Below are 19987 nucleotides of genomic sequence, written 5' to 3' on the forward strand. Positions count from 1 at the left end.
TGCAACCGTTTGATATTAAATCAGATTAGTGCCTGTGTTATGTAGGCCGGGCAAGGCGGCGCCGCCGCCCGGCATAAAACGGCTCCGCGCCCGCTGTTCTTGCCCGGCGGCGCTGCGCTTGCACGGGCCTGGGATATCAATGCAACCGATTGATATTACGGTGTATGAATGCCTGTCTTCTGTAGGCCGGGCAAGGCATCGCCGCCGCCCGGCATAAAGGCAGGTACAGCGCCTGATAGCGGTTGCCTCGCACCCGCTCAGCGACAGTCGTCGACGGCGACAAACTGGCCATGCTGCAGGGACTGAACTGCCGCTTCGGCAATGGCCTGCGCCTGCAGGCCGTCCAGCAGGCCGGGCAGGTCGGCGACGGTTTCACCATTCAGGGAGCGAATAAAGGCGTCAAGATGCTGGTAATAAGATCCCTGTACCCGGCTGAACCAGTCCGGCCACAGGCCCGGCTCAATGCGCTGATTGCCGCGCCACAGGGTAGGGCCCGCCGGCGACTGGCTACCGGACTCCAGCGCGCCTTCGGCGCCCAGCAGGGTGATCCGTTCATCGTACCCGTGGCCGGTGCGGCGGGTATTGTCCAGCTGCGCCAGCGCGCCGCCGCGCATCTGCATCATCAGGATGGAGGTGTCGACATCGCCAAATTCGGCAATGTCCGGCAGGGCCAGCGCCGCGCCCATCGCTGCTACGGTGCGCACTTCATCGCCAGTGAGAAAGCGCAGGAGATCGAAGAAGTGGATCGCCTGATCGCGCATCTGGCCGCCGGAGCTGCGCAGATAGTCGAGCGGCGGCATGCTGGAGGCGCGGCAGACCATCTGCACCAGCTCGACCCGGCCGATCAGCCCTTGCTCCAGCTGGCGGCGGAGCTGCTGATGGCTGCTATCGAAGCGCCGGTTAAAGCCGACAGTGACCGGCACGTTCAGGGGGAGCACCCGCTCCACCACCTCACGGGCGCGCGCCAGGGTGAGGTCGATCGGTTTTTCGCAATAGACCGCCTTGCCCGCCCTGGCGGCGGCTTCCAGCAGTTCGGCATGCGACGGGGTTGAACTGGCGATCAGCACCGCGTCGATGGCGTCGCTATGGATCGCCTCGCTCACGGTCACCGCCCGGGCGCCATAGCGGGCGGCCAGCGCCTGGGCGCGCTCCGGGGCGGCATCGGCCACCATCGTCAACGCACTTCCTTCATGACGAGCAAGACTGGCGGCATGAACCTGACCGATAAAACCACTGCCTACCAGGGCAAAACGTTTGCAGATCATTTTTTTCTCCAGAATGGCGAGGGGACGCTGCCACCATAATCGGTTTGCTAAACTCACTGACACTGCCGTTTTGATGGATTTCCATCATGAAGAGAGGGGCGATGAAAAACATTTCACTGGCGATGCTGGCCAGACAGATTGGCGTCGGCGTGGCCACCGTTGACCGGGTGCTGAACGAGCGCGGCGGCGTATCGCCGCAGACCACGCGCAAAGTGCTGCAGGCGGCGCGCGAGGCGGGGCTGAAGCGGATCCTGCCGGAGGAGCACCGCTTTCCCTGGCAGATTGAGGTCTTTCTCAGCAGCAATGACTCGTTCTTCTTTCCGCAGCTGGCGCAGGATTTTGCCGCCGTGGCGGATAGCCTCGGCTATCGCCGTCTGACCTTGCACCGCACCTTTGTCCCGGAGTCGCAGCCAACGACGCTGGCCCGGCGCATTGCGCGCAGCTGCCAGCAGCGTCAAGGGATCATCGTCTTCGGCAATGACCATCCCGCGGTGCACGACGCGCTGCACCGCTGCCGGGAGGCTGGCGTCCCGGCGATCACCCTGGCGACGGACCTGCCCGGCGCCGACCGACTCTGCCACGTGGGGATCAATCAGCTACAGGCTGGCCGCACGGCGGGGTTAATGCTGGGGAGAATGACGCCGCGGCCCGGCGAGGTGCTGATGGTCAGCGGCCGGCAAGATTACAGCGCGCATCGCCTGCGCATTCAGGGGTTCCGCGAGGTGCTGAGCCAGCGCTTTCCCCACCTGCAGCTCAGCGACGTGCTGGCGGGCGAGGAGCGGCGGGAGCAGATCACCCGCCTGGTGGAGCAAGCCCTGTGCCGCAGCCGGAATATTGTTGGGATCTATAACACCGGGCTTGGCAATACCCAGATTGCCGAGGCGCTGGCCCGCCACCGCCGCGAAGGCGACGTCTGCTGGATCACCCATGAGCGTTACAACACCACCCGGCAGCAGCTGGCGAAGGGCAGCCTGGCGTTAACGCTCGATCAGAACACCCGCCAGCACGCCCAGCTGGCGATCGACCTGATGCTGCGCCATCTGGAGTCCGGCTACCAGCCGCAAACCTATGCCGACGGTAAAGTCGACTTTATCCTCTACAGCGCCGAGAACGTGGACTAAGGCGTACGGCGCCTCCCTTCCTGACAACACGGATTTCCCCGGCGGGTAAATGCCAACCCCGCCGGGAGGGATCGCTTCAAAGCGTTGTCTGCTTCTCATTTTTCGCTCATTTATGCGGCAATGTTAGATGTCTGTCAAAATTCTGTTACTGCATAGTTTTAAAATTTTCATTTCAGTTATTTACTTATAAAAGTTTCAAATGTCTTGTTAATGAAATAAATGGTCTGAAATCCAGGTTGCGGCGTAAATGGACTGATGTTTCAAAATAGTGATGATAAAACAGCCGTTATTTGTGATTTAGATCACGATGGAGTGCGAGAGGTGCCGCAGCGTCGTCGATATACCAGCAGACATTTGTCGCAACGTAACTGAAATTAATTTTTCATTTTGTTTCATTCACCGGCGTACCTACAAAATCAAGGATCAACTATGAATATTAAGAAAACGATTGTTGCCTCTTTGTTAGCCTGCATGCTGCCTGCGGTGGTTATGGCAAAAGATGTCTCCATTGGCGTCTCGATGGCGCTGTTTGACGATAACTTCCTGACGATCCTGCGTACCTCGATGCAAAAAGAGATGAAAAAAGATGGCGTTAAATCGCAGATCGAGGACGCGAAAGGGGATGTCTCCCAGCAGCTGCAGCAGGTACAGAACTTTATCGGCCAGGGGGTGGACGCCATTATCGTCAACCCGGTGGATACCAACGCGGTGAAACCGATCATGGATCAGGCCACCAAAGCCGGGATCCCGCTGGTGTTTGTGAACCGCCGTCCGCAGGCGGAGCTGACCGACAAGATGGCCTATGTGGGATCGGACTCCATTCTCGCCGGCCGTCTGCAGATGGAAGCGCTGGCGAAAGCGATGAACGGTAAGGGCAATGTGGCGATCCTGCTCGGCGACCTGGCGAATGAATCCACTCGCGACCGCACCAAAGGGGTGGAAGAGGTGGTAGCGAAATACCCGAACATCAAAATCGTCCAGAAGCAGACCGCGAAATTTACCCGCAATGACGCAGTGGATGTGGTCAGCAACTGGATGACCAGCGGTGAGGATATCCAGGCCATCGCCTCCAACAACGATGAAATGGCGATCGGCGCCCTGCAGGCGCTGGGCAAAAACCCGAACCATATTCTCATCGCCGGCGTGGATGGCACCCCGGATGCCCTGCAGATGCTGAAGAGCGGCAAGATGATCGCCACCATCTTCCAGGATGCGAAAGGCCAGGGTGAAGGCGCAGTAGACGCGGCCATCAAGCTGGCGAACGGCGAGAAAGTGGAAAAAATCATCGACGTGCCGTATCAGCTGATCACCAAAGAGAACATGGCTGAATTTACCAACCGTAATCAGAAATAGTCCTGGCCAACCTGTGGTACGGAGGTGGATGTATGAACGCTTTTGCCCTTGAAGCCGAAGGTATCAGTAAGTTCTTCCCCGGCGTGAAGGCGCTCGATAATGTCTCATTGCGCGTGCGTCCGGGAACGGTGCATGCCCTGATGGGCGAGAACGGCGCCGGTAAATCCACGCTGATGAAATGCCTGATCGGTATCTATCGCCCCGATAAAGGGTCGATTCGCGTGAAAGGGGAGCCGGTGGAGTTTACCGACACCATGGATGCGCTGCGCTCGGGGATCTCGATGATCCACCAGGAGCTCAATCTGGTGCCGCATATGACGGTGGCGGAGAATATCTGGCTGGGGCGCGAGCCGATGAAATACGGCTTTGTCGACCACGGCCAGCTGACCCGCCAGACCCAGGCGCTGCTGGATAAGCTCAATATCCGCTTAACCGCTGACCGGCTGGTGGGCGACCTGAGCATCGCCGCCCAGCAGATGGTGGAGATTGCCAAAGCGGTTTCATGGAACGCGGATATCGTGATCATGGATGAGCCCACCTCGGCGCTGACCGAAGGCGAGGTGGCTCACCTGTTCACCATCATCCGCGACCTGCGCGCCCAGGGTAAAGCGATCATCTATATCAGCCACAAAATGGATGAGATCTTTGCCATCACCGATGAGATCAGCGTCTTTCGCGACGGCACCTGGGTAGGGAGCAAAAACACCACCGAATTTACCCGGCAGTCGCTGATCACCCAGATGGTGGGCCGCGAATTAACCCAGCTGTTTCCGAAATTTAATAACACCATCGGCGAAGAGGTGCTGACGGTGCGCAACCTGACGCGTCAGGGCGTGTTCCATGACGTCAGCTTTAGCGTACGCCGTGGCGAAATCCTGGGCGTGGCCGGGCTGGTGGGCGCCGGGCGCAGCGAGGTGATGGAAAGCCTGTTCGGTATGGAGCGCTTCGACAGCGGCGAAGTGCTGATCGACGGGGCGCCGGTGACCATCGATTCCCCCTCCGTGGCGATTGAAAAGGGGATGGCATTATTAACCGAAGACCGGAAAAAGTCGGGCCTGTTTCTGGTGCTGTCGGTGCTGGAAAATATGAGTATCGTCAAAATGCCGGAATATATCGGCAAGAGCGGTTTTGTCCAGCACGTGAAAATGGCCGAAGACTGCATGGAGCAAATACGCCGGCTCAATATTAAAACGCCGACGATGGATCAAATTATTAATAACCTCAGCGGGGGGAATCAGCAAAAAGTCCTGATTGCGCGCTGGCTGTTAGCGCAACCGAAAATCTTAATTCTCGATGAGCCGACCCGCGGTATCGACGTCGGGGCGAAGGCGGAGATTTATCATCTTATCAGTGAACTGGCGAATCGGGGGGTGGCGGTGATTATGGTCTCCTCTGAACTGCCGGAAATCCTTGGCATGAGCGATCGGGTCATGGTGATGCATGAAGGTCGTATCACCGGCATCCTGGAAAAAGACGAAGCCGACCAGGAAACCATTTTGTCGTTGGCATCCCATTGAGGCACAGAGAATGAGTAATATGAAATTAACGGCGGCTCCGGCCAGCGAGGGTTCCTCCTTCTTCGCTAATTTGCGGCATAAAATGCCGAAAGATACCGGCATCTTTGTGGTGATGCTGGTGATTGCCCTGACCTTTGAAATCGCCGGCTGGTATGTTCGCGACCAGTCGTTCCTGCTCAATACCAACCGGCTGGTGCTGATTGTGCTGCAGGTGGCGATTATCGGCATCATCGCCGTGGGCGTCACCCAGGTGATCATCACCACCGGGATTGACCTCTCCTCCGGCTCGGTTATTGCCCTTGCGGCGGTGGTGGCGGCCAGCCTGGCGCAAACCTCCGATAGCCTGTCGCCAATGTTCCCGGCGCTGGTCAACCTGCCGGCGGTGATCCCCATTTGCGCGGGGATCGGCGTCGGCCTGCTGTGCGGCCTGACCAACGGTTTCCTGGTGACGCGGACCGGTATCCCGCCGTTTATCGCCACCCTCGGGATGATGGTTTCGGCGCGCGGTCTGGCGCAGTATTACACTCAGGGCAACCCGATCAGCTTCCTCTCCGACAGCTTTACGGCGATAGGCCAGGGTGCGATGCCGGTGATTATCTTCTTCGTGATCGCCGCCGTGTTTCACATTGCGCTGAAGCATACCCGGTATGGCAAATATGTGTATGCCATCGGCGGCAACATGACCTCGGCCAAAGTGTCCGGCATCAATGTGAATAAATATCTGGTGATCGTCTACACCATCGCCGGGGCGCTCTCCGGGCTGGCGGGGGTGGTGCTGGCGGCGCGCGTCAGCAGCGGCCAGTCGAGCATGGGGATGTCCTACGAGCTGGACGCTATTGCCGCCGCGGTGATCGGCGGCAGCAGCTTAATGGGCGGAGTGGGGCGCATTACCGGCACCCTGATTGGCGCGATGATCCTTGGCCTGATCAAAAGCGGTTTTACCTTTGTCGGCGTCGATGCCTATGTGCAGGATATTATTAAAGGCATCATTATCGTTGCGGCGGTAACCATCGATATGCGTCGCAACCGGAAAAAACACTAATCTTATCAACGGGCGGCAACGGCGAAGGATGCCGTTGCCGCCCGTCCTGTCCAGAAATAAACAAAATACTCCCCGCCAGGCTCCGCCTGTCTGTTTTGCCCGCGCTGCGCATCCTGTACAGTTTCGCCACTTCCGTTGCCCATTCGTCAGGGGCCACGCGTGGCCTGCGGTTTCTGGAGTCGTATGAATACACCATCCTTTGGCAAATTCTCGCCGCGCTGGCTAGCGGGAAAAAGGGGCCTTATCGTCACGCTGCTCGCGGGGCTGGCGATCCTGGCGCTCGGTCGGGGCATGAATTTGCCGGCCAGAGAGGTTTTCCGTGAGAGGCAGATCCGCCAGCTGGAGGAGGATGCGCAGTGGGTGGCGGAACGCCTTGAGCGGCGGATGAACATTCCGGCGCCGCAGCGGGAAGCGACCTGGCCGCTGGCGGCGATGCGCGCCGCTCTCCAGACCCTCGCCCAGGAGCGGCATTATCAGCTGCTGCTGGTGAATGGCGACGGGCATCTGCTGGCGGCATCGCACGCGCTGCCGGCCAGCGTGCTGGCCCAAGTGCAGGCGCAGTTCCCGCGAGAGATGCAGCCCCCGCTGTTCGGCAGCCACTACCAGACCATTCAGCCATTCGCCCCGCATCAAAGGATGTTAAGCCGGGCGCTGAACGGCAACGCGGGGCTGGCGGGCTGGAATCTGGTGATGCTGGCGCCGGATGGTGGATTGCCCTCGTTGCTGGTGGCTTACCGCTGGCCGGTAACGATCGGCCTTGGCGGGTGCTCGCCAGCGCGCTGCTGGCGCTGAGGCAGGCGGCGCGCGCCAGGCGAAAACGCTAATTGCCAACCGCGCCGTCAGGGATGGCGAATCTGCAGGGTGGCGGGCAGGTAGCGCTGAAGCGGCTCCGGGGCCTGACCGTCGATCAGCTGGCTGAGCAGATCGTAGCAGTGCCAGGCCAGCTGGCGATTATCCTGCTGCACGGTATCAATGCGCAGGGAAAGCGAATCATACAGATAGTGATCGTCGAAGCTGGCGAGATGAATATTGGAATCCAGCAGATGATGCTGGCTCATATAGCGCAGCACCCCTTCGAGCAGCCCGCAGGCCGCGGTGAAGAGCGCCTTCGGCGGACGCCCCAGCCGCGCGCAGAGCGCCGCGAACATCTCATAGCCGGAGCTGGGGTGGTAGTTGCCGTTGATCACCCACTCAGGGCGCAGCGTGATCCCCGCCTGGGCCAGGCCCTGGGTGAACCCCGCCAGCCGGTCGCGCGACGGCGACAGCCGCGGCTGGCCGCCGAGAAACCAGAACTCGTCCGCATGCTGAGGCGCGATACGGGAGATCAGCTCGGCCGTTGGGGTGACCGAGTCGGTCATCACCAGCGGCAGGGCGCTGTCGCTGGGGAAGCGGTCAAACAGCACCACCGGCAGCTGTTCGCTGAGTTTCTGATAGTCGGCATCGCTGTGCATACAAGAGGCGACTATCAGGCCGTCGACCTGGCGGGCGATCATGTTATTGACCACCACGCTCTCCTGGCCTGGGTTTTCGTCGGTGCAGGAGATAAGCAGCTGCACGCCGGCTTCCCGGCAGAGCGTCTCAAGCTCGTGGGAGAAAACGGCAAACCCGTAGTTGGTGATCTCCGGCACCACCAGACCAATGGTATGGCTGCGGTTATCGCGCAGCGAGCGCGCGTGAATGCTCGGCTGATAGTGCTGTTCGCGAGCGATCGCCAGTACGCGCTCGCGCGTCTCCTGCGCCACGCGCAGCTCTTTACCACGACCGTTGAGTACCAGGCTGGCGGTCGCTTTGGAGACGCCCGCCAGTTCGGCGATATCTTTGATAGTTACGCGTTTGGTTTTCATCAGCACCCGGGAGCCTGAAAGCAAAACGCTTATTCTACCATGCATGGCCGCAGCAGCCAGCGGCAGAATGCCACCGGCGTCGCACCGCTGAAGATGAGCTGCCCCGGATAGCCCGGGAAGAAGCGGCTGCTCATCACCCCTTCGCCATCGTTGATGAAAATCTCTACGCTGGAGCGGTCGATAAAGATCCGCAGGCGGCGCGCCTCGCCGCGCCAGTAGCGGTGATGCATCTCCGCCGTCTGCAGGCCGCGGCGCGACAGACGCAGACCGTCGCGATTGACGGTGAGCTGCAGGGCGCCGGCAAAGTCCAGCCCCAGCGTGCTGTTGGGGGCGATGTCAAAGGCCAGCTCCATCGGGGCGAGGGGCAGGGTCTGTCCGCACCAGCCCTGGGCTTCCCCGCGCAGGGCGACCAGCTCGCGCAGCGGACGCTGATACAGAGTGCCAGCCTGCCACTCCAGCTCACGCACGCAGGTCATCTGATGGATCCAGCCCTGCGCGCGGGTGGGCTGATGCATCTCGTCCCCGTCGGGGACGCCCATCCAGCCGACCAGCAGGCGGCGGCCATCGTCGGCCTGCATGGTCTGCGGCGCGTAGAACTCAAATCCGCTGTCCAGCTCGTGCAGCGGGCCGTGGTCGAAGATCCCGCGTTCGGCGTCGAAGCGGCCTGCCATCCACACCGCCGGATAGGTATTGAGAAAGCGCTGCGCTTCGCGGGCCAGCCCCTGCGGGCAGCAGATCAGCAGGTGGGTGTCCGCCAGCGGAAAGAGATCCGGGCACTCCCACATGTAGCCGGCGTTCGCCAGGCCGTTCACGTCGTGCCCGGCGATCTCGCCCACCAGGCGCCACTCCCGCAGGTCGCTGGCGGTAAACAGCAGCACTTTGCCGCGCTGTTGCACATCCTGCGCCCCAAGAACCATGTACCAGCGCCCGTCCTGCCGCCACACTTTAGGGTCGCGCACATGGCCGGTATAGCCTTCTGGCAGCGGCAGCACCGGCCCCAGCTTGCGGAAGGTGCCATCGGCATTCTCGGTCGCCAGACATTGCCAGGCGGTGCGCCCGCCGTCGGGGAATTTCACGTTGCCGGTGTAGCACAGAGTCAGGGCACCCTCGAACTCGACCGCGCTGCCAGAGTAGCAGCCGTTGCGGTCATACTCTTCATCCGGCATCAGGGCGATAGGTTCGTGCCGCCAGTGCAGCAGATCGGCAGAGCTCCAGTGTCCCCAGCACTTATAGGTATGGTCGCAGGCGAGCGGGTTCCACTGATAAAACAGGTGGTAACGCCCGGCGACCTGGCAAAAGCCGTTAGGATCGTTCAGCAGTCCGTTGACCGGCGCCAGATGCCATTGCGGATAATGGCTGTCGGCCAGCGCCTGCGGCTGGCCCTGCATAACGGCCTGCAGGATCGCAGGCAGACGTGACGGTAATGACATTATTCAGCGTCCGTTTTGTATTTCAGCGTCAGAGAGAGCGCGAAGGCCACGGCGAAGGCGATCGCCATTCCGATAATGTAGTTCAGCAGCGAGCTGGCCTGCACGATAGCCATCCCCGGGATCGCCGTCAGGCCTACCGCGGTCATGTAGACGTGCATCGACACCACCCAGGCGCCGCCGGCGGCACCGCCCACCAGCGCGGCGATAAACGGTTTCACAAAGCGCAGGTTAATCCCGAAGATTGCCGCCTCGGTGATCCCCAGCATCGCCGAAAACGCCGACGGCAGGGTGATGGCTTTTATTTTGGCATCTTTGGTTTTAAACCACACCGCAAAGCAGGCGCCGCCCTGGGCGACGTTGGCCATCGCCCAGATCGGCAGCAGGAAGTTGACGCCAATCGATGGGTTGCCCAGCAGTCCGGCTTCGATGGCATGGAAGCTGTGATGGATACCGGTAATGACGATCACCGAATAGAGGCCGCCGAACAGCAGGCCCGCCAGCCAGCCGGCGTGGCTGATAAGCGTGCTGAGGATAAACGAAATGCCGTCGCCGAGCGCGCGACCGGCCGGGCCGATCAGCAGCAGGGCGATAAAGCCGGAGATAATCACCGTCAGGAACGGAGTGAGGATCAGGTCCAGCGCGTCAGGGATCACGCGGCGCAGCCGCTTCTCGACCATGCTCATAAACCACACCGCCAGCAGCACCGGGAAGACGGTGCCCTGGTAACCGATCATCGCCACTTCGATGCCGAAGAAATTCATGGTATGGAAGCCGGCGGCGACGCCCCAGGCGTTGGTCAGCGCCGGATGGGTGAGGATCCCGCCGAGGGTCGCGCCCAGATAGGGGTTACCGCCAAATTCGCGTGCGGCGGTAAAGCCGATCAGGATCGGCAGAATGATAAACGCCGCCGAACTGCACATATCCAGCATGATATAGAGAGCGTTGCTCGGGTCGACCCAACCGTAGGTTTTCACCATCCCCAGCAGGCCCATCAGCAGGCCGGAGGCGACGATGGCCGGAATAATCGGCACGAAGATGTTGGACAGCAGGCGGGCGATGCGCTGGAACGGGTTCAGCTTTTTCGCCGCCAGGTCGGCGGCTTCGGATTTGCTCGATTCGCTGATGCCTGCGGCCTGGATAAAGGCGGCATAGACTTTATTGACCACCCCGGTGCCGAAGATGATCTGCATCTGTCCGGCATTGCGAAAGCAGCCTTTCACCCCGTCGATTTTGCCAATCGCCTGCTGATCGGCGAGCGCGTCGTCGACCAGCACCAGCCGCAGGCGGGTGGCGCAGTGCGCGGCGCTGGCGATATTTTCCTTGCCGCCCAGCAGGGGAAGCAGTGAGCGGGAAATCTGTTCAAAATCCATAGTACCCTCTAAATGCATGATGATATGGCGTGGGCGGCGCCAGCCGTGGCAGGCGCCGCGAACCTTATATTTATGTGTTATTTACCCTGTCGCCCCGGTGGCCGTCAGAACCAGGTCTCCATTTGCATACCGAACGACCATTCGCCGCCCGATTTGAATCCGTTGCTGCCTAACGCGTCATCGTTGGCGTAGTTGTCCAGTTTTTTGCTCCAGTCCATCCACGATGTATAGAAGCGGATCTCCGGCCGCGAGAAGAAGTCGCCGATGCTGCCCACCTTGAAGGTCGGGGCGAAGGTCAGCTTGTAGAAGCTGCCATTGACCGCATGGCGATCGTTGTAGCCTTCAGGCTGCAGATCCATGTACTGATAGCTGCCCTCCCAGGCGAGGGCGAAGTTCTGCGTCACTTCCTGAATCAGACGCAGGTTGAGGGTGGCCCACTGATAGCTGTCGCCATCGACATAACGATCTTTACTGCTCTGCGCCAGCACGGCCGGGGCAATAAACCAGCGATCGCTCAGCGGCGTGGTGCCATAGCTGGCGAAGCGCCAGGTATTGGCCCCCGGGCGCAGCGCGCCGTCGGAGCCGATGCCTTTAACCTCGGCGCCCAGCCCGTGGCCGTACAGCAGGGCCGTTTTGCTGGTCCCGTCGCGCAGGCCATAGAAGCTCTCATTGTGCAGGCCCAGCAGGGCATGAACCCCGGTGTTAGCGGCATCGCCTTTCACCAGATTGCCGTTCGCGTCCTGGCGGTCGTCATTATCTTTCGCCCGCATCCCGCTGACCATCATCTGCACCGGGCCGGCAAAGTTATTCATGCTGACGATATAGTTCTGCACGCTGTTGCTGCTGTCGGCGATATCGCCAAAGTTGCGGCCGTATAACGAGAAGTTGCTGCGCAGGCTGTCGTTCCATTTCACGTCGTAGATCCCGCCGCCGGTCCCGGCGAGGAACACCACATCCGAGTCAATCCAGTGGATGTCGAAGTTGTCGCGGTCAAAGCGTTTCCCGGCCCACAGGGTCGAGCCTTTGAACGGGCCTTCGAAGGTCGGCAGGTTGCCCAGCTCGACGAACGCCTGGCGCACGTTCAGATCGCTGCTGCTTGCCGTCCAGTCGTTATAAGTGGTCTGTCCGTCGGCCACCATCACTTTGAAACGGGTGGTCGCCCCGTTGTCCAGGGTCTGTTTATGTTCGAGGTTCATTTCCACATAGGTGTCGGCCTGGTTGCCCAGGCGACCAATGGCGCCGCCGGTCTCCCCGGCGGGGGTCATATAAGCGCCGGATTTGGTACTGGCGGCCGAGTCGTTCATGATCACCCCGGAACGCGCATAGCCGTGGAACTCAAAGCCGCCGGGCCGTTCGGCTTTTTCTTCCAGTTGAGTGGTGCGCCTGGCCACCTGCTGGGTGGTGGCCTGGGTTTGCTGCTGCTGCTGGGTTAACTGCTGAACTTTCTGCTCCGCTGAGGCGGCGCGGCTTTCGGCAGTGCTGGCGCGGGTCTCGGCGTCCTGCAGGCGTTTTTCCAGGGCGGCGAGACGCGCTTCAATGCTGTTCAGGTCTGTCTGCCCATGGGCGGCGGCGGTGCCGGTTAGCAAAGCAATAAGAATGGCTAACTTCCGTTTTTTATACATGTTGGTGACATCCAAAGGTAAATCAGTGAGTGTGCTAATGTTTGCTAAACCGGTTTAGTTGATATGGTAAACATGTCGGTAACGCGGTGAAAATAAAAATTGCTAAACCGGTTTAAGAATTGTGATGTCGCCAGCAAAGTGGGCCGTTAACCGGCCCAAGGGGATCACAGCGAGCGCTGAAGATCGTCCCTGTAGGGCAGGGCGGTCATGGCGCCTTTGGCGGTGGTGGCCAGCGCGCCGCAGGTTTGCGCCAGCGCGAGGTCGGGAGCCAGGGCTGCGAGGTTGTCCGGGATACCGTGGGCGGCGAGGCCGGCGAGTAGCCCGGCGACAAAGGCATCGCCGGCGCCGGTGGTATCGACGGCCACCACCGGGCGGGCAGGGAAGTGGCTAACCTGCCCGCGCAGGGCGGCCTGTACCCCCGCTTTACCCTGGGTCACCAGCAGTAGCGTCGGCTGGAAGCGGGCGTTCAGCCGGGCGATGCCGCTGACGATGTCGTCGCTGCCGATGATAAACGCCAGCTCCTCTTCCGAAAGTTTTATGGCGTCGGCGAGGGCCAGCGCCCGGTCGAGACAGTCGCGAAGGTCCTGCGGATCCTGCCACAGGTCGCTGCGGATATTGGGGTCGAAGCTGACATAGCCCCCGGCGCGCTTTATCGCCTCCATCGCCGCGAATGTCGTGCTGCGGCTCGGCTCCGCGCTGAGAGCGATGGAGCAGACGTGCAGCCACTGACCGGCGGCAAACGGCGGGAGATCCTCGGGCTGAAGGAACAGGTCGGCGCTCGGACGGACCATAAAGGTAAAGGTGCGCTCCCCGTGGCTATCGAGATCGACCACCACCGTGGAGGTGCGCTGCGCCGCATCGAGGCGCATATAGTTCACATCCACTTGCTCCTGCGCCAGGGTGTGAAGCATAAAACGGCCGAAGGGATCGTCGCCGACGCGGCCGATAAACCCGCTGTCACCGCCGAGCCGCGCCACACCGACCGCCACGTTGGCCGGCGCGCCGCCGGGGCATTGCAGCAGGCGGCCCTCTCCATCGGGCAGGAGATCGACGACCGCATCGCCGAGTACCCAGATTTTTCCATTCATACGACAAGCTCCTCTAAGCTAAACTTTATTAAACCGGTTTAGCTCATTAAAGCACAGCCCACCGGTAAGCGGAACGATTGGGTCACGAAACAGGGAGGCGAGGGTAAAAAATGTGAGCCAGGCGGAATATTTCGCCACTCCAGATCTGGACTTTTCCTTCCCCACCCGCTTAGGTATAGTTCACCAGGTCGCGGTTAGCCCCGCCGCGGTGGCCAAAGGTAAAGGAGTGCGTAGCGCGATGAACCCCAGTTTTGGCGATATTTACGATCGGTACCAGAAGCTGACGCTGACTACGCATCTGCCGGCGGTGATCGCCTGCAGTGAAACGCTGAGTTTGGGCAAAGACCAGGGCTTTATTCCGCAGCCGGGCTATCTCTACTTTCTGCTGCAGGGGCAAATGACATTGGCCTTTGGCGATGAGCAGAACCTGGTCGGGATTGTTATCGCGCATATGCCGTTAGGATTACTGGAACATTATTGTCCGTCGGTCGCGCTCTATTATCAGTGTCTGGGCGAGTGCCAGCTGGCGAAAATAACCGCCAGCGATTTTGAGCGAATATTCTTTCATTCGTCGCCGGGCTATATGCAAGAGCTGACCACGATCCTGGCCTATATGGGCATATTTGCCCTTGATGCCCACTATGAACGCGGCAGCCAGACCAGCTTTCAGACCATTAAATCGATGCTGTCGCGCTATTTATATCGCGGCGAAATTGATGGGGGTCAGCATGAGAGCCTGTCGGCATTTATTATTAAACGAACCAATCTCTCGCGCAGCTATGTGTACCAGGTGCTGGCCGCGCTGCGCGAGGGGGGATATATCACGGTGAAAAAAGGCAAGCTGATCTCCATCGACCGTCATATTCCTGAGAAATTCTAAATCCGATTCGGCAGATTCACGCCATCACGTTGCTATTACCGCCAGGGAAAGCGCTAAGCGCGCTTTTTCCCCCGGCCCCGTTACGCCTGAATCTGGCTGTTTTATTTATTTAACCTTGCACTCTGGAGTTATTTTATGACCCTGGACTATGTGGCGCTGGCCATTCTGATCGCCGTGGCCTTAATACTTTTTTATGGCGTGATTGTTATTCACGATATTCCTTATGAAATCGCCAAAGAGCGGCGTCATCCTCATCAGGATGCGATTCATTATGCCGGTTGGGTCAGCTTATTTACCCTCCACGCGCTGTGGCCCTTGTTATGGATCTGGGCGACGCTGTGGCGCGAAGACCGCGGATGGGGGATGCGCCACATTGCCGACGAGCAGCAGGCGCTGCATCAGCGTCTGGAAACGGTGGTCCAGCAGCTGGAACAGGTCCAGCGCGAGGTGGACGTTCTGAAAGCGAAGGAGGCAAAATAATGGAAACGTTAATGTTGCTGACCTACGCCGCGCTATGCATCGTGGTGTTTAAAGTTTTTCGCATCCCGCTCAATAAGTGGACCGTGCCGACGGCGGTGCTCGGCGGTATCGCCCTGATTGGCGCGGTGATCTTCGGGATGAACTACAACTTCCCTTATACCGACGTCGGTAACCAGGTGTTTCGCACCGTGCCGATTGTGTCGCAGGTACGCGGCCGGGTGCAGAGCGTACCGGTGAAGCCTAACCAGATGCTGCATAAGGGCGATGTGCTGTTTACCCTCGACCCGACGCCGTTCCAGGCGAAAGTGGACGATCTGCAGGCGCAGATAAAAGCTGCCAGTCAGGATGCGCTCTCCTTAAACGCGGCGTTAAGCCAGGCGCAGGCCGAGCTGAGCAGAGCGGTGGCCCAGCGTGACCAGTCGCGGCGAGAGTATGCCCGCTATCGGGAGGGCCATGCCCAGGGCGCCTTCTCCGATCAAATGGTTGATACCCGTCTGCAGACGTGGAAAGCCGATGAAGCCAGCGTCAGCGCGGCTCAGGCAAAGGTGGTTCAGGCGCGTAATGCGCTGGACTCGGTGGTGAAGGGCAAAAACACCACCGTGGCCTCCCTGCTGGCGCAGCTGCAAAAGGCGCAGTTTCAGCTGGAGAACACCGTCGTCCGCGCCCCGGAGGATGGCTATGTCAGTACCGTCGGCTTACGGCCGGGCACCATGTCCACTGCGCTGGGGATGATCCCGCTGATGACCTTTGTGCCGGTGGAGGGCGCCGCCTCGCGGGAGTACGTCGCGGCATTTCGCCAGAACGCCCTGCAGCGTCTGCACAAAGGCGAGCCCGCGGAGCTGATGTTTCCGGCTATCCCGGGCACCGTCTTTCGCGGAGAAGTGGCCGACGTGCTGCCGGCGATTGGCGAGAGCCAGTTCCAGGGGCAGGGCAAACTGCTGACCACAGACGCGCTCAATACCCATGGCCGGGCGCTGGTGGTGCTGAAGGTGACCGATCCGCGTTTTGCCGAATACGCTCTGCCGCAGGGGGCCACCCTCGAGGCGGCGGTCTACTCGGATCATCTGAAAGAGCTGTCGCTGATCAGGAAGATCCTGATCCGTATGAAAAGCTGGGAAAACTATATCTATCTCGATCACTAAGCCGGCGGGCGCGGGGCGGACGAACCGCCCCGCGCCGCGGTCAGGCCTCGCTGTCCACCAGGCCGTCAATAATCACCTGCCGCACCCCCTGCGAACAGGGTTCAATACGCCCGCGCACCCCATAGACGGCCGCCAGAGTCTCGGGGGTGATGACCGCGGCCGGGGTGCCGTCGCCGAGCAGCTGGCCCGCCTTGAGCATCAGCACGTGGTCGGCGTGACGCAGGGCAATATTGATGTCGTGCACCACCACCAGGGTCACGATGTTGCGCCGCCGGGTCTCCCGGCGCACCAGATCCATCACGTGAAACTGGTAGTTGAGGTCAAGGGCGCTGAGCGGTTCGTCGAGCAGCAGCAGGCGCGGCTGGCGGATCAGCGACTGGGCGAGACCCACCAGCTGCTTTTGCCCGCCGGAGAGCTGATCGAGGTAGCTCATCGCCAGATGGGCAATCCCCAGCTGTCGCAGCAGCGCCATCACTTCCTCCTGGCGCTGCGGACTGTGGCGTCCTCCGGCGGCGCGCTGGGCAACGATAATCGACTCCAGCACATGCAGATGCACGCCGGCGGGCAGCGTCTGCGGAAGATAGACCACCTGCTCTGCGCGACGTGAGAACGGCTGCGTCAGCAGATTTTCCCCCTCCAGCAGCAGCTCGCCGCGGCAGGGGCCCAGACCCGCCATCGCCCGCATTAACGTTGATTTACCGCTGCCGTTTGGCCCCAGCAGCGCGGTGATTTTCCCTCGCGGCAGATGGGGAACCGTCAGGTTCTCGATCACCTTGCGTCTGGGGTAGCCGGCGCTGAAGTGAGACAGCGACAGCCCGGATAATGTCTGGTCGCTCATACCTGCCCCCGATGACGTAAAATGATGCTCAAAAAGAACGGGACCCCGACCAGGGAAGTGACGATCCCCACCGGAATAATGGCCCCCGGGATCAGGTTTTTCGAGGCGATGGAGGCCAGGGAGAGCACCAGGGCGCCGATCAGCGCGCTGGCGGGCAGGTAAAAGCGATGGTCTTCGCCGAAGAGCATCCGCGCAATATGCGGCGCCACCAGGCCGATAAAGCCGATTGGCCCGACAAAGGCCACCGAAAGCGCTGACAGAATGCTGATCCGCAGCAGCGTGGTCAGGCGCAGACGGCGAACGTTAATGCCAAAGCTGATGGCCCGGTCCTCGCCCAACCGCAGGGCGGTCAGCTTCCACGCGCTGCGCAGCGACAGGGGCATCACCAGCGCCAGGGCGACCAGCAGGATGGCGACTTTGCTCCAGGAGGCGCGATCGATGCTGCCCATGGTCCAGAACACCAGCCCCTGCAGCGTGTCTTCGTTGGCGATGAACTGCAGCATCGAGACCAGAGCGTTAAAGGTAAAGACCAGCGCGATGCCGAACAGAATGACGCCGGAGGTGGCCACCTGGGTCCAGCGGGTGATGCCGTCCAGCAGCAGGGCCGCCAGCAGGGCGAAGATAAAGGCGTTGGCCGAGATAAACCACTGGCCGGGAATACCGGGCAGGCCAATACCGAGCACAATCGCCAGCGCGGCGCCAAACGCCGCAGCCGAGGAGACGCCGAGGGTAAACGGGCTGGCCAGCGGGTTATTGAGGATGGTCTGCATTTCGGCGCCGGCCAGTCCCAGCGCCAGACCGACGATAATCGCCATCACCGCATAGGGCAGGCGGATATCCCAGACGATGGCGCGCGTGCCCGGATCGGCGCTGGCCGGATCGGTTAACGTCTGCCACAGGCTCTGCAGCGGCAGACCGGAGGGGCCGAGCATAAAATCGAGCAGCAGCGACGCGACAATCAACAGCGCCAGCAGGAGGATCAGCAGCAGACGGCGACGCACGATACGGCGATAATCATTCATCATGCCAGAGGTCCCGGCGGGCAGCCCGTCGAGCACGGAGTCGGAGGTTAAACGCATGCTGTATTTACTCGCTCTGCTGCCAGGAGAAGACGAACGGTTGGTCCGGCAGGTCGGTGAAATGGCGCACGATATAATGGTACGTCTCATCCGGGTTGAGATCGCCGAAGGCCTGCGGGTAGATATCTTTCGCCAGGTATTCCATGCCGACAATATTCCACGGGTGGTTATAGAAGTGGTGATAAACGCCATAGGCCCGCTTTTCCTGTACCGCCGGGATCTGGCTGACCCCAGGCCGCGCCAGCAGCGTCTGCGCCTGGGCCTTCACCGCCTCTGGCTTAACCGCATAACCCAGGGGCAACACCTGGCTGTTGCCGCGCTTCGAGCCGGTCATGATCCAGGCGTCGGGCTTCATGCTGATGATTTTCTCCAGCGAAACGAACCCGGAGGCGCCCGGCAGCAGCTGCGAACCGATATTGTTCGCCCCGACCGCCTCCACCAGCCCGCCCCAGCCGCTGTGGCCGTGGGTAAAGCAGCAGGCGTCGCTGTTGCCGGCCAGCGCTTCCACGAAGACGTTGGCCTTCGGCGTGATGGTCGCGGTCTTCTGGCGAATCGACTGCAGCTGCTGACGATAGTAATCGGTAAAGGCTTTGGCCTGGCTCTCGCGGTTAAGGACTTTGCCCAGCAGGTCGATGCTGGGGGCGGTATCTTTCGCCGGGGCGATCTCATAGTCGACAAACAGCACCGGAACGTGCAGGGCGCTGAGCTTGTCGATGACGCCGCTCTCCATCAGCGCTGGCCTGGCGCGCAGCTGGGCGATCATCAGATCCGGCTGACGGGCGATGACGCTTTCAAGATCGACGTTCCCTTTATCGCTGAAGCCCATGTCAAGGATCGTGGCCGACTGGGGCCACGTCGTTTTCAGCATCTGCCAGGTGGCAACATCCTGCTTTTTCGCCAGATTATTCCATGCCACCAGCCGTTTAAACGGATTGTCCCGGTCCAGCAGGGCGAGGGTCATAATGTCGCGACCATCCTGCAAAATAATACGCTGCGGCTCTTTGGCGAGGGTGACCTGCCGGCCGTCAAGGTCCGTGACCGTCAGGGGATATTGGGTTGCATAGCTGAGGAGGGGCGTCGCGAGCAGCGCAGTAAGTAACAGCGATCTTACTGATTTTCTTGCCATAAAATGAGTTCCGTTTGCCAATTTATAAATATAATGATTCTGAGAATTATTCTCGAGTAAACGTCAACGGCAAGTATATCAAGGGCAAATTTCATAAAATGTAACAAACATGTTGGAAATTATGCCAACGCCGACAGGGCGCGCGCGGCGGCAGCATTTTCTGCCATGGCTGGAGGTCGAAGACGTTTTTCAGGCTAATTCCTAATGTCATCCCCGGTTCGTTGTGCCATCCTGAATGCGACTCATAACACGACACGTGAGAGAGGATATTATGAAAAAAGCAATGATTGCGTTATCGGCTATTCTGGTTGCGGCTCCGGTTTTTGCTGCGACAACACATGCAACAGATGATACCGTCGCGGCGGCGAATGCCAACGCCAACACCGCTAAAGAGAAGCTGCATCAGGCCCAGCACGAGGGCGAAGAGCAGCAGCTGAAGGCGAAACACGCCGCCGAAGGCAAGCAGGACAGCGTCGGCAGCCAGGTGAGCGAAGGCGCGCAGAAAACCTGGAACAAGACCAAAGAAGGCACCGAGAAGGGGTGGGATAAGACCAAAGAGGTCAGTGAAAAAGGCTGGAACGCTACCAAATCCGGTGCGGAAAAGGGCTGGGATAAAACCAAAACCGGCGCCGAAGAATTAAAAAATAAAGTGACTGAATAAGTCCTTTAACCTGTCTGAATAAAGGTCGCGAAAGCGGCCTTTTTTATTGCCCCGCCATCAGCACAACCTCTTCCCGACTGCCGATGCCAGGAATCGTCCTGGTTAACCAGTTACTCACTCTTTCTTCAC

General features: G+C 60.2%; 21 protein-coding genes. 9 read left to right on the forward strand and 12 right to left on the reverse strand.

All coding sequences use genetic code 11. From position 1 onward, the window contains the following. Positions 1-257: 257 nt before the first annotated feature. A complete protein-coding gene (locus KPHS_13160) occupies positions 258-1265 on the reverse strand; it encodes a putative oxidoreductase (RefSeq protein ID YP_005225616.1) in 1008 nt (335 codons plus the stop codon). 101 nt (positions 1266-1366) lie between these two features. Between KPHS_13160 and KPHS_13170 the strand changes: the two genes are divergently transcribed. From KPHS_13170 to KPHS_13200, 4 genes are all read left to right on the forward strand, one after another. Continuing rightward, positions 1367-2386 (forward strand): LacI family DNA-binding transcriptional regulator, encoded by a 1020-nt coding sequence (locus tag KPHS_13170; RefSeq protein YP_005225617.1) that lies wholly within the window; start codon positions 1367-1369, stop codon positions 2384-2386. A gap of 429 nt (positions 2387-2815) precedes the next feature. After that, on the forward strand, positions 2816-3739 hold the full coding sequence (locus KPHS_13180) for a putative periplasmic binding protein (protein YP_005225618.1): 924 nt from the start codon (positions 2816-2818) through the stop codon (positions 3737-3739). A 32-nt stretch (positions 3740-3771) separates the two neighbouring features. Further along, positions 3772-5256 carry a putative ABC transporter gene (locus tag KPHS_13190; protein YP_005225619.1) on the forward strand — a complete coding sequence of 495 codons (1485 nt, stop codon included), beginning with the start codon at positions 3772-3774 and terminating at the stop codon, positions 5254-5256. Between the two features lie 19 nt (positions 5257-5275). Beyond that, positions 5276-6298, forward strand: a complete 1023-nt coding sequence (locus KPHS_13200) for a sugar ABC transport system permease component (protein ID YP_005225620.1) — start codon at positions 5276-5278, stop codon at positions 6296-6298. A gap of 5 nt (positions 6299-6303) precedes the next feature. On the opposite strand, the gene KPHS_13210 is transcribed toward KPHS_13200, so the two are convergent. Then, complete coding sequence (locus tag KPHS_13210) at positions 6304-6441, reverse strand: hypothetical protein (protein ID YP_005225621.1); 138 nt, start codon at positions 6439-6441, stop codon at positions 6304-6306. Positions 6442-6481: 40 nt separating this feature from the next. Between KPHS_13210 and KPHS_13220 the strand changes: the two genes are divergently transcribed. After that, on the forward strand, positions 6482-7090 hold the full coding sequence (locus tag KPHS_13220; protein ID YP_005225622.1) for a hypothetical protein: 609 nt from the start codon (positions 6482-6484) through the stop codon (positions 7088-7090). A gap of 47 nt (positions 7091-7137) precedes the next feature. Here KPHS_13220 and KPHS_13230 read toward each other — a convergent pair whose 3' ends face one another. From KPHS_13230 to KPHS_13280, 6 genes are all read right to left on the reverse strand, one after another. Beyond that, positions 7138-8148: a putative LacI family regulatory protein gene (locus KPHS_13230; RefSeq protein ID YP_005225623.1), complete on the reverse strand. Its 1011-nt coding sequence runs from the start codon at positions 8146-8148 to the stop codon at positions 7138-7140. A 23-nt stretch (positions 8149-8171) separates the two neighbouring features. After that, the gene (locus KPHS_13240; protein YP_005225624.1) at positions 8172-9572 is read right to left on the reverse strand and encodes a beta-fructofuranosidase, sucrose-6-phosphate hydrolase; all 1401 of its coding nucleotides are present in this window, start codon (positions 9570-9572) and stop codon (positions 8172-8174) included. Beyond that, positions 9572-10942: a sucrose-specific enzyme II gene (locus KPHS_13250; protein YP_005225625.1), complete on the reverse strand. Its 1371-nt coding sequence runs from the start codon at positions 10940-10942 to the stop codon at positions 9572-9574. The genes KPHS_13240 and KPHS_13250 overlap by 1 nt, the downstream gene beginning before the upstream one ends. Before the next feature lie 104 nt (positions 10943-11046). Beyond that, entirely contained in the window at positions 11047-12564 is a 1518-nt protein-coding gene (locus tag KPHS_13260; RefSeq protein ID YP_005225626.1) for a sucrose porin, read from the reverse strand. Positions 12565-12728: 164 nt separating this feature from the next. After that, on the reverse strand, positions 12729-13652 hold the full coding sequence (locus KPHS_13270; protein ID YP_005225627.1) for a fructokinase: 924 nt from the start codon (positions 13650-13652) through the stop codon (positions 12729-12731). An 18-nt stretch (positions 13653-13670) separates the two neighbouring features. After that, positions 13671-13790 (reverse strand): hypothetical protein, encoded by a 120-nt coding sequence (locus tag KPHS_13280; protein YP_005225628.1) that lies wholly within the window; start codon positions 13788-13790, stop codon positions 13671-13673. 100 nt (positions 13791-13890) lie between these two features. Between KPHS_13280 and KPHS_13290 the strand changes: the two genes are divergently transcribed. The 3 genes from KPHS_13290 to KPHS_13310 all read left to right on the forward strand — a co-directional run bounded on the left by KPHS_13290 (position 13891) and on the right by KPHS_13310 (position 16154). Next, complete coding sequence (locus tag KPHS_13290; protein YP_005225629.1) at positions 13891-14532, forward strand: helix-turn-helix domain-containing protein; 642 nt, start codon at positions 13891-13893, stop codon at positions 14530-14532. A 135-nt stretch (positions 14533-14667) separates the two neighbouring features. Continuing rightward, positions 14668-15012: a DUF3302 domain-containing protein gene (locus tag KPHS_13300; protein YP_005225630.1), complete on the forward strand. Its 345-nt coding sequence runs from the start codon at positions 14668-14670 to the stop codon at positions 15010-15012. After that, positions 15012-16154: an auxiliary transport protein, membrane fusion protein (MFP) family gene (locus tag KPHS_13310; protein YP_005225631.1), complete on the forward strand. Its 1143-nt coding sequence runs from the start codon at positions 15012-15014 to the stop codon at positions 16152-16154. Before KPHS_13300 ends, KPHS_13310 begins: the two co-directional genes overlap by 1 nt. 40 nt (positions 16155-16194) lie before the next feature. On the opposite strand, the gene KPHS_13320 is transcribed toward KPHS_13310, so the two are convergent. The 4 genes from KPHS_13320 to KPHS_13350 form a co-directional block, all read right to left on the reverse strand. Then, the gene (locus KPHS_13320) at positions 16195-16992 is read right to left on the reverse strand and encodes a putative ABC transporter (RefSeq protein YP_005225632.1); all 798 of its coding nucleotides are present in this window, start codon (positions 16990-16992) and stop codon (positions 16195-16197) included. Further along, positions 16989-18017 (reverse strand): putative FecCD-family membrane transport protein, encoded by a 1029-nt coding sequence (locus KPHS_13330; RefSeq protein YP_005225633.1) that lies wholly within the window; start codon positions 18015-18017, stop codon positions 16989-16991. Before KPHS_13330 ends, KPHS_13320 begins: the two co-directional genes overlap by 4 nt. Positions 18018-18078: 61 nt before the next feature. Beyond that, the gene (locus KPHS_13340) at positions 18079-19197 is read right to left on the reverse strand and encodes a putative periplasmic binding protein (RefSeq protein ID YP_005225634.1); all 1119 of its coding nucleotides are present in this window, start codon (positions 19195-19197) and stop codon (positions 18079-18081) included. A 91-nt stretch (positions 19198-19288) separates the two neighbouring features. Beyond that, the gene (locus tag KPHS_13350; protein YP_005225635.1) at positions 19289-19408 is read right to left on the reverse strand and encodes a hypothetical protein; all 120 of its coding nucleotides are present in this window, start codon (positions 19406-19408) and stop codon (positions 19289-19291) included. A 60-nt stretch (positions 19409-19468) separates the two neighbouring features. On the opposite strand from KPHS_13350, the gene KPHS_13360 reads away from it, so the two are divergent. Next, positions 19469-19858 carry a hypothetical protein gene (locus tag KPHS_13360; protein ID YP_005225636.1) on the forward strand — a complete coding sequence of 130 codons (390 nt, stop codon included), beginning with the start codon at positions 19469-19471 and terminating at the stop codon, positions 19856-19858. Positions 19859-19987: the final 129 nt, after the last annotated feature.

This window comes from Klebsiella pneumoniae subsp. pneumoniae HS11286, assembly GCF_000240185.1.
Lineage (GTDB): Bacteria > Pseudomonadota > Gammaproteobacteria > Enterobacterales > Enterobacteriaceae > Klebsiella > Klebsiella pneumoniae.

Bases quoted from the DNA above. Each gene is read 5' to 3' on its own strand.
- KPHS_13160 (YP_005225616.1), bottom strand. From the start codon at position 1,265: ATGATCTGCAAACGTTTTGCCCTGGTAGGCAGTGGTTTTATCGGTCAG.
- KPHS_13170 (YP_005225617.1), top strand. From the start codon at position 1,367: ATGAAAAACATTTCACTGGCGATGCTGGCCAGACAGATTGGCGTCGGC.
- KPHS_13180 (YP_005225618.1), top strand. From the start codon at position 2,816: ATGAATATTAAGAAAACGATTGTTGCCTCTTTGTTAGCCTGCATGCTG.
- KPHS_13190 (YP_005225619.1), top strand. From the start codon at position 3,772: ATGAACGCTTTTGCCCTTGAAGCCGAAGGTATCAGTAAGTTCTTCCCC.
- KPHS_13200 (YP_005225620.1), top strand. From the start codon at position 5,276: ATGAAATTAACGGCGGCTCCGGCCAGCGAGGGTTCCTCCTTCTTCGCT.
- KPHS_13210 (YP_005225621.1), bottom strand. From the start codon at position 6,441: ATGGGCAACGGAAGTGGCGAAACTGTACAGGATGCGCAGCGCGGGCAA.
- KPHS_13220 (YP_005225622.1), top strand. From the start codon at position 6,482: ATGAATACACCATCCTTTGGCAAATTCTCGCCGCGCTGGCTAGCGGGA.
- KPHS_13240 (YP_005225624.1), bottom strand. From the start codon at position 9,572: ATGTCATTACCGTCACGTCTGCCTGCGATCCTGCAGGCCGTTATGCAG.
- KPHS_13250 (YP_005225625.1), bottom strand. From the start codon at position 10,942: ATGGATTTTGAACAGATTTCCCGCTCACTGCTTCCCCTGCTGGGCGGC.
- KPHS_13260 (YP_005225626.1), bottom strand. From the start codon at position 12,564: ATGTATAAAAAACGGAAGTTAGCCATTCTTATTGCTTTGCTAACCGGC.
- KPHS_13270 (YP_005225627.1), bottom strand. From the start codon at position 13,652: ATGAATGGAAAAATCTGGGTACTCGGCGATGCGGTCGTCGATCTCCTG.
- KPHS_13290 (YP_005225629.1), top strand. From the start codon at position 13,891: ATGAACCCCAGTTTTGGCGATATTTACGATCGGTACCAGAAGCTGACG.
- KPHS_13300 (YP_005225630.1), top strand. From the start codon at position 14,668: ATGACCCTGGACTATGTGGCGCTGGCCATTCTGATCGCCGTGGCCTTA.
- KPHS_13310 (YP_005225631.1), top strand. From the start codon at position 15,012: ATGGAAACGTTAATGTTGCTGACCTACGCCGCGCTATGCATCGTGGTG.
- KPHS_13320 (YP_005225632.1), bottom strand. From the start codon at position 16,992: ATGAGCGACCAGACATTATCCGGGCTGTCGCTGTCTCACTTCAGCGCC.
- KPHS_13330 (YP_005225633.1), bottom strand. From the start codon at position 18,017: ATGATGAATGATTATCGCCGTATCGTGCGTCGCCGTCTGCTGCTGATC.
- KPHS_13340 (YP_005225634.1), bottom strand. From the start codon at position 19,197: ATGGCAAGAAAATCAGTAAGATCGCTGTTACTTACTGCGCTGCTCGCG.
- KPHS_13350 (YP_005225635.1), bottom strand. From the start codon at position 19,408: ATGACATTAGGAATTAGCCTGAAAAACGTCTTCGACCTCCAGCCATGG.
- KPHS_13360 (YP_005225636.1), top strand. From the start codon at position 19,469: ATGAAAAAAGCAATGATTGCGTTATCGGCTATTCTGGTTGCGGCTCCG.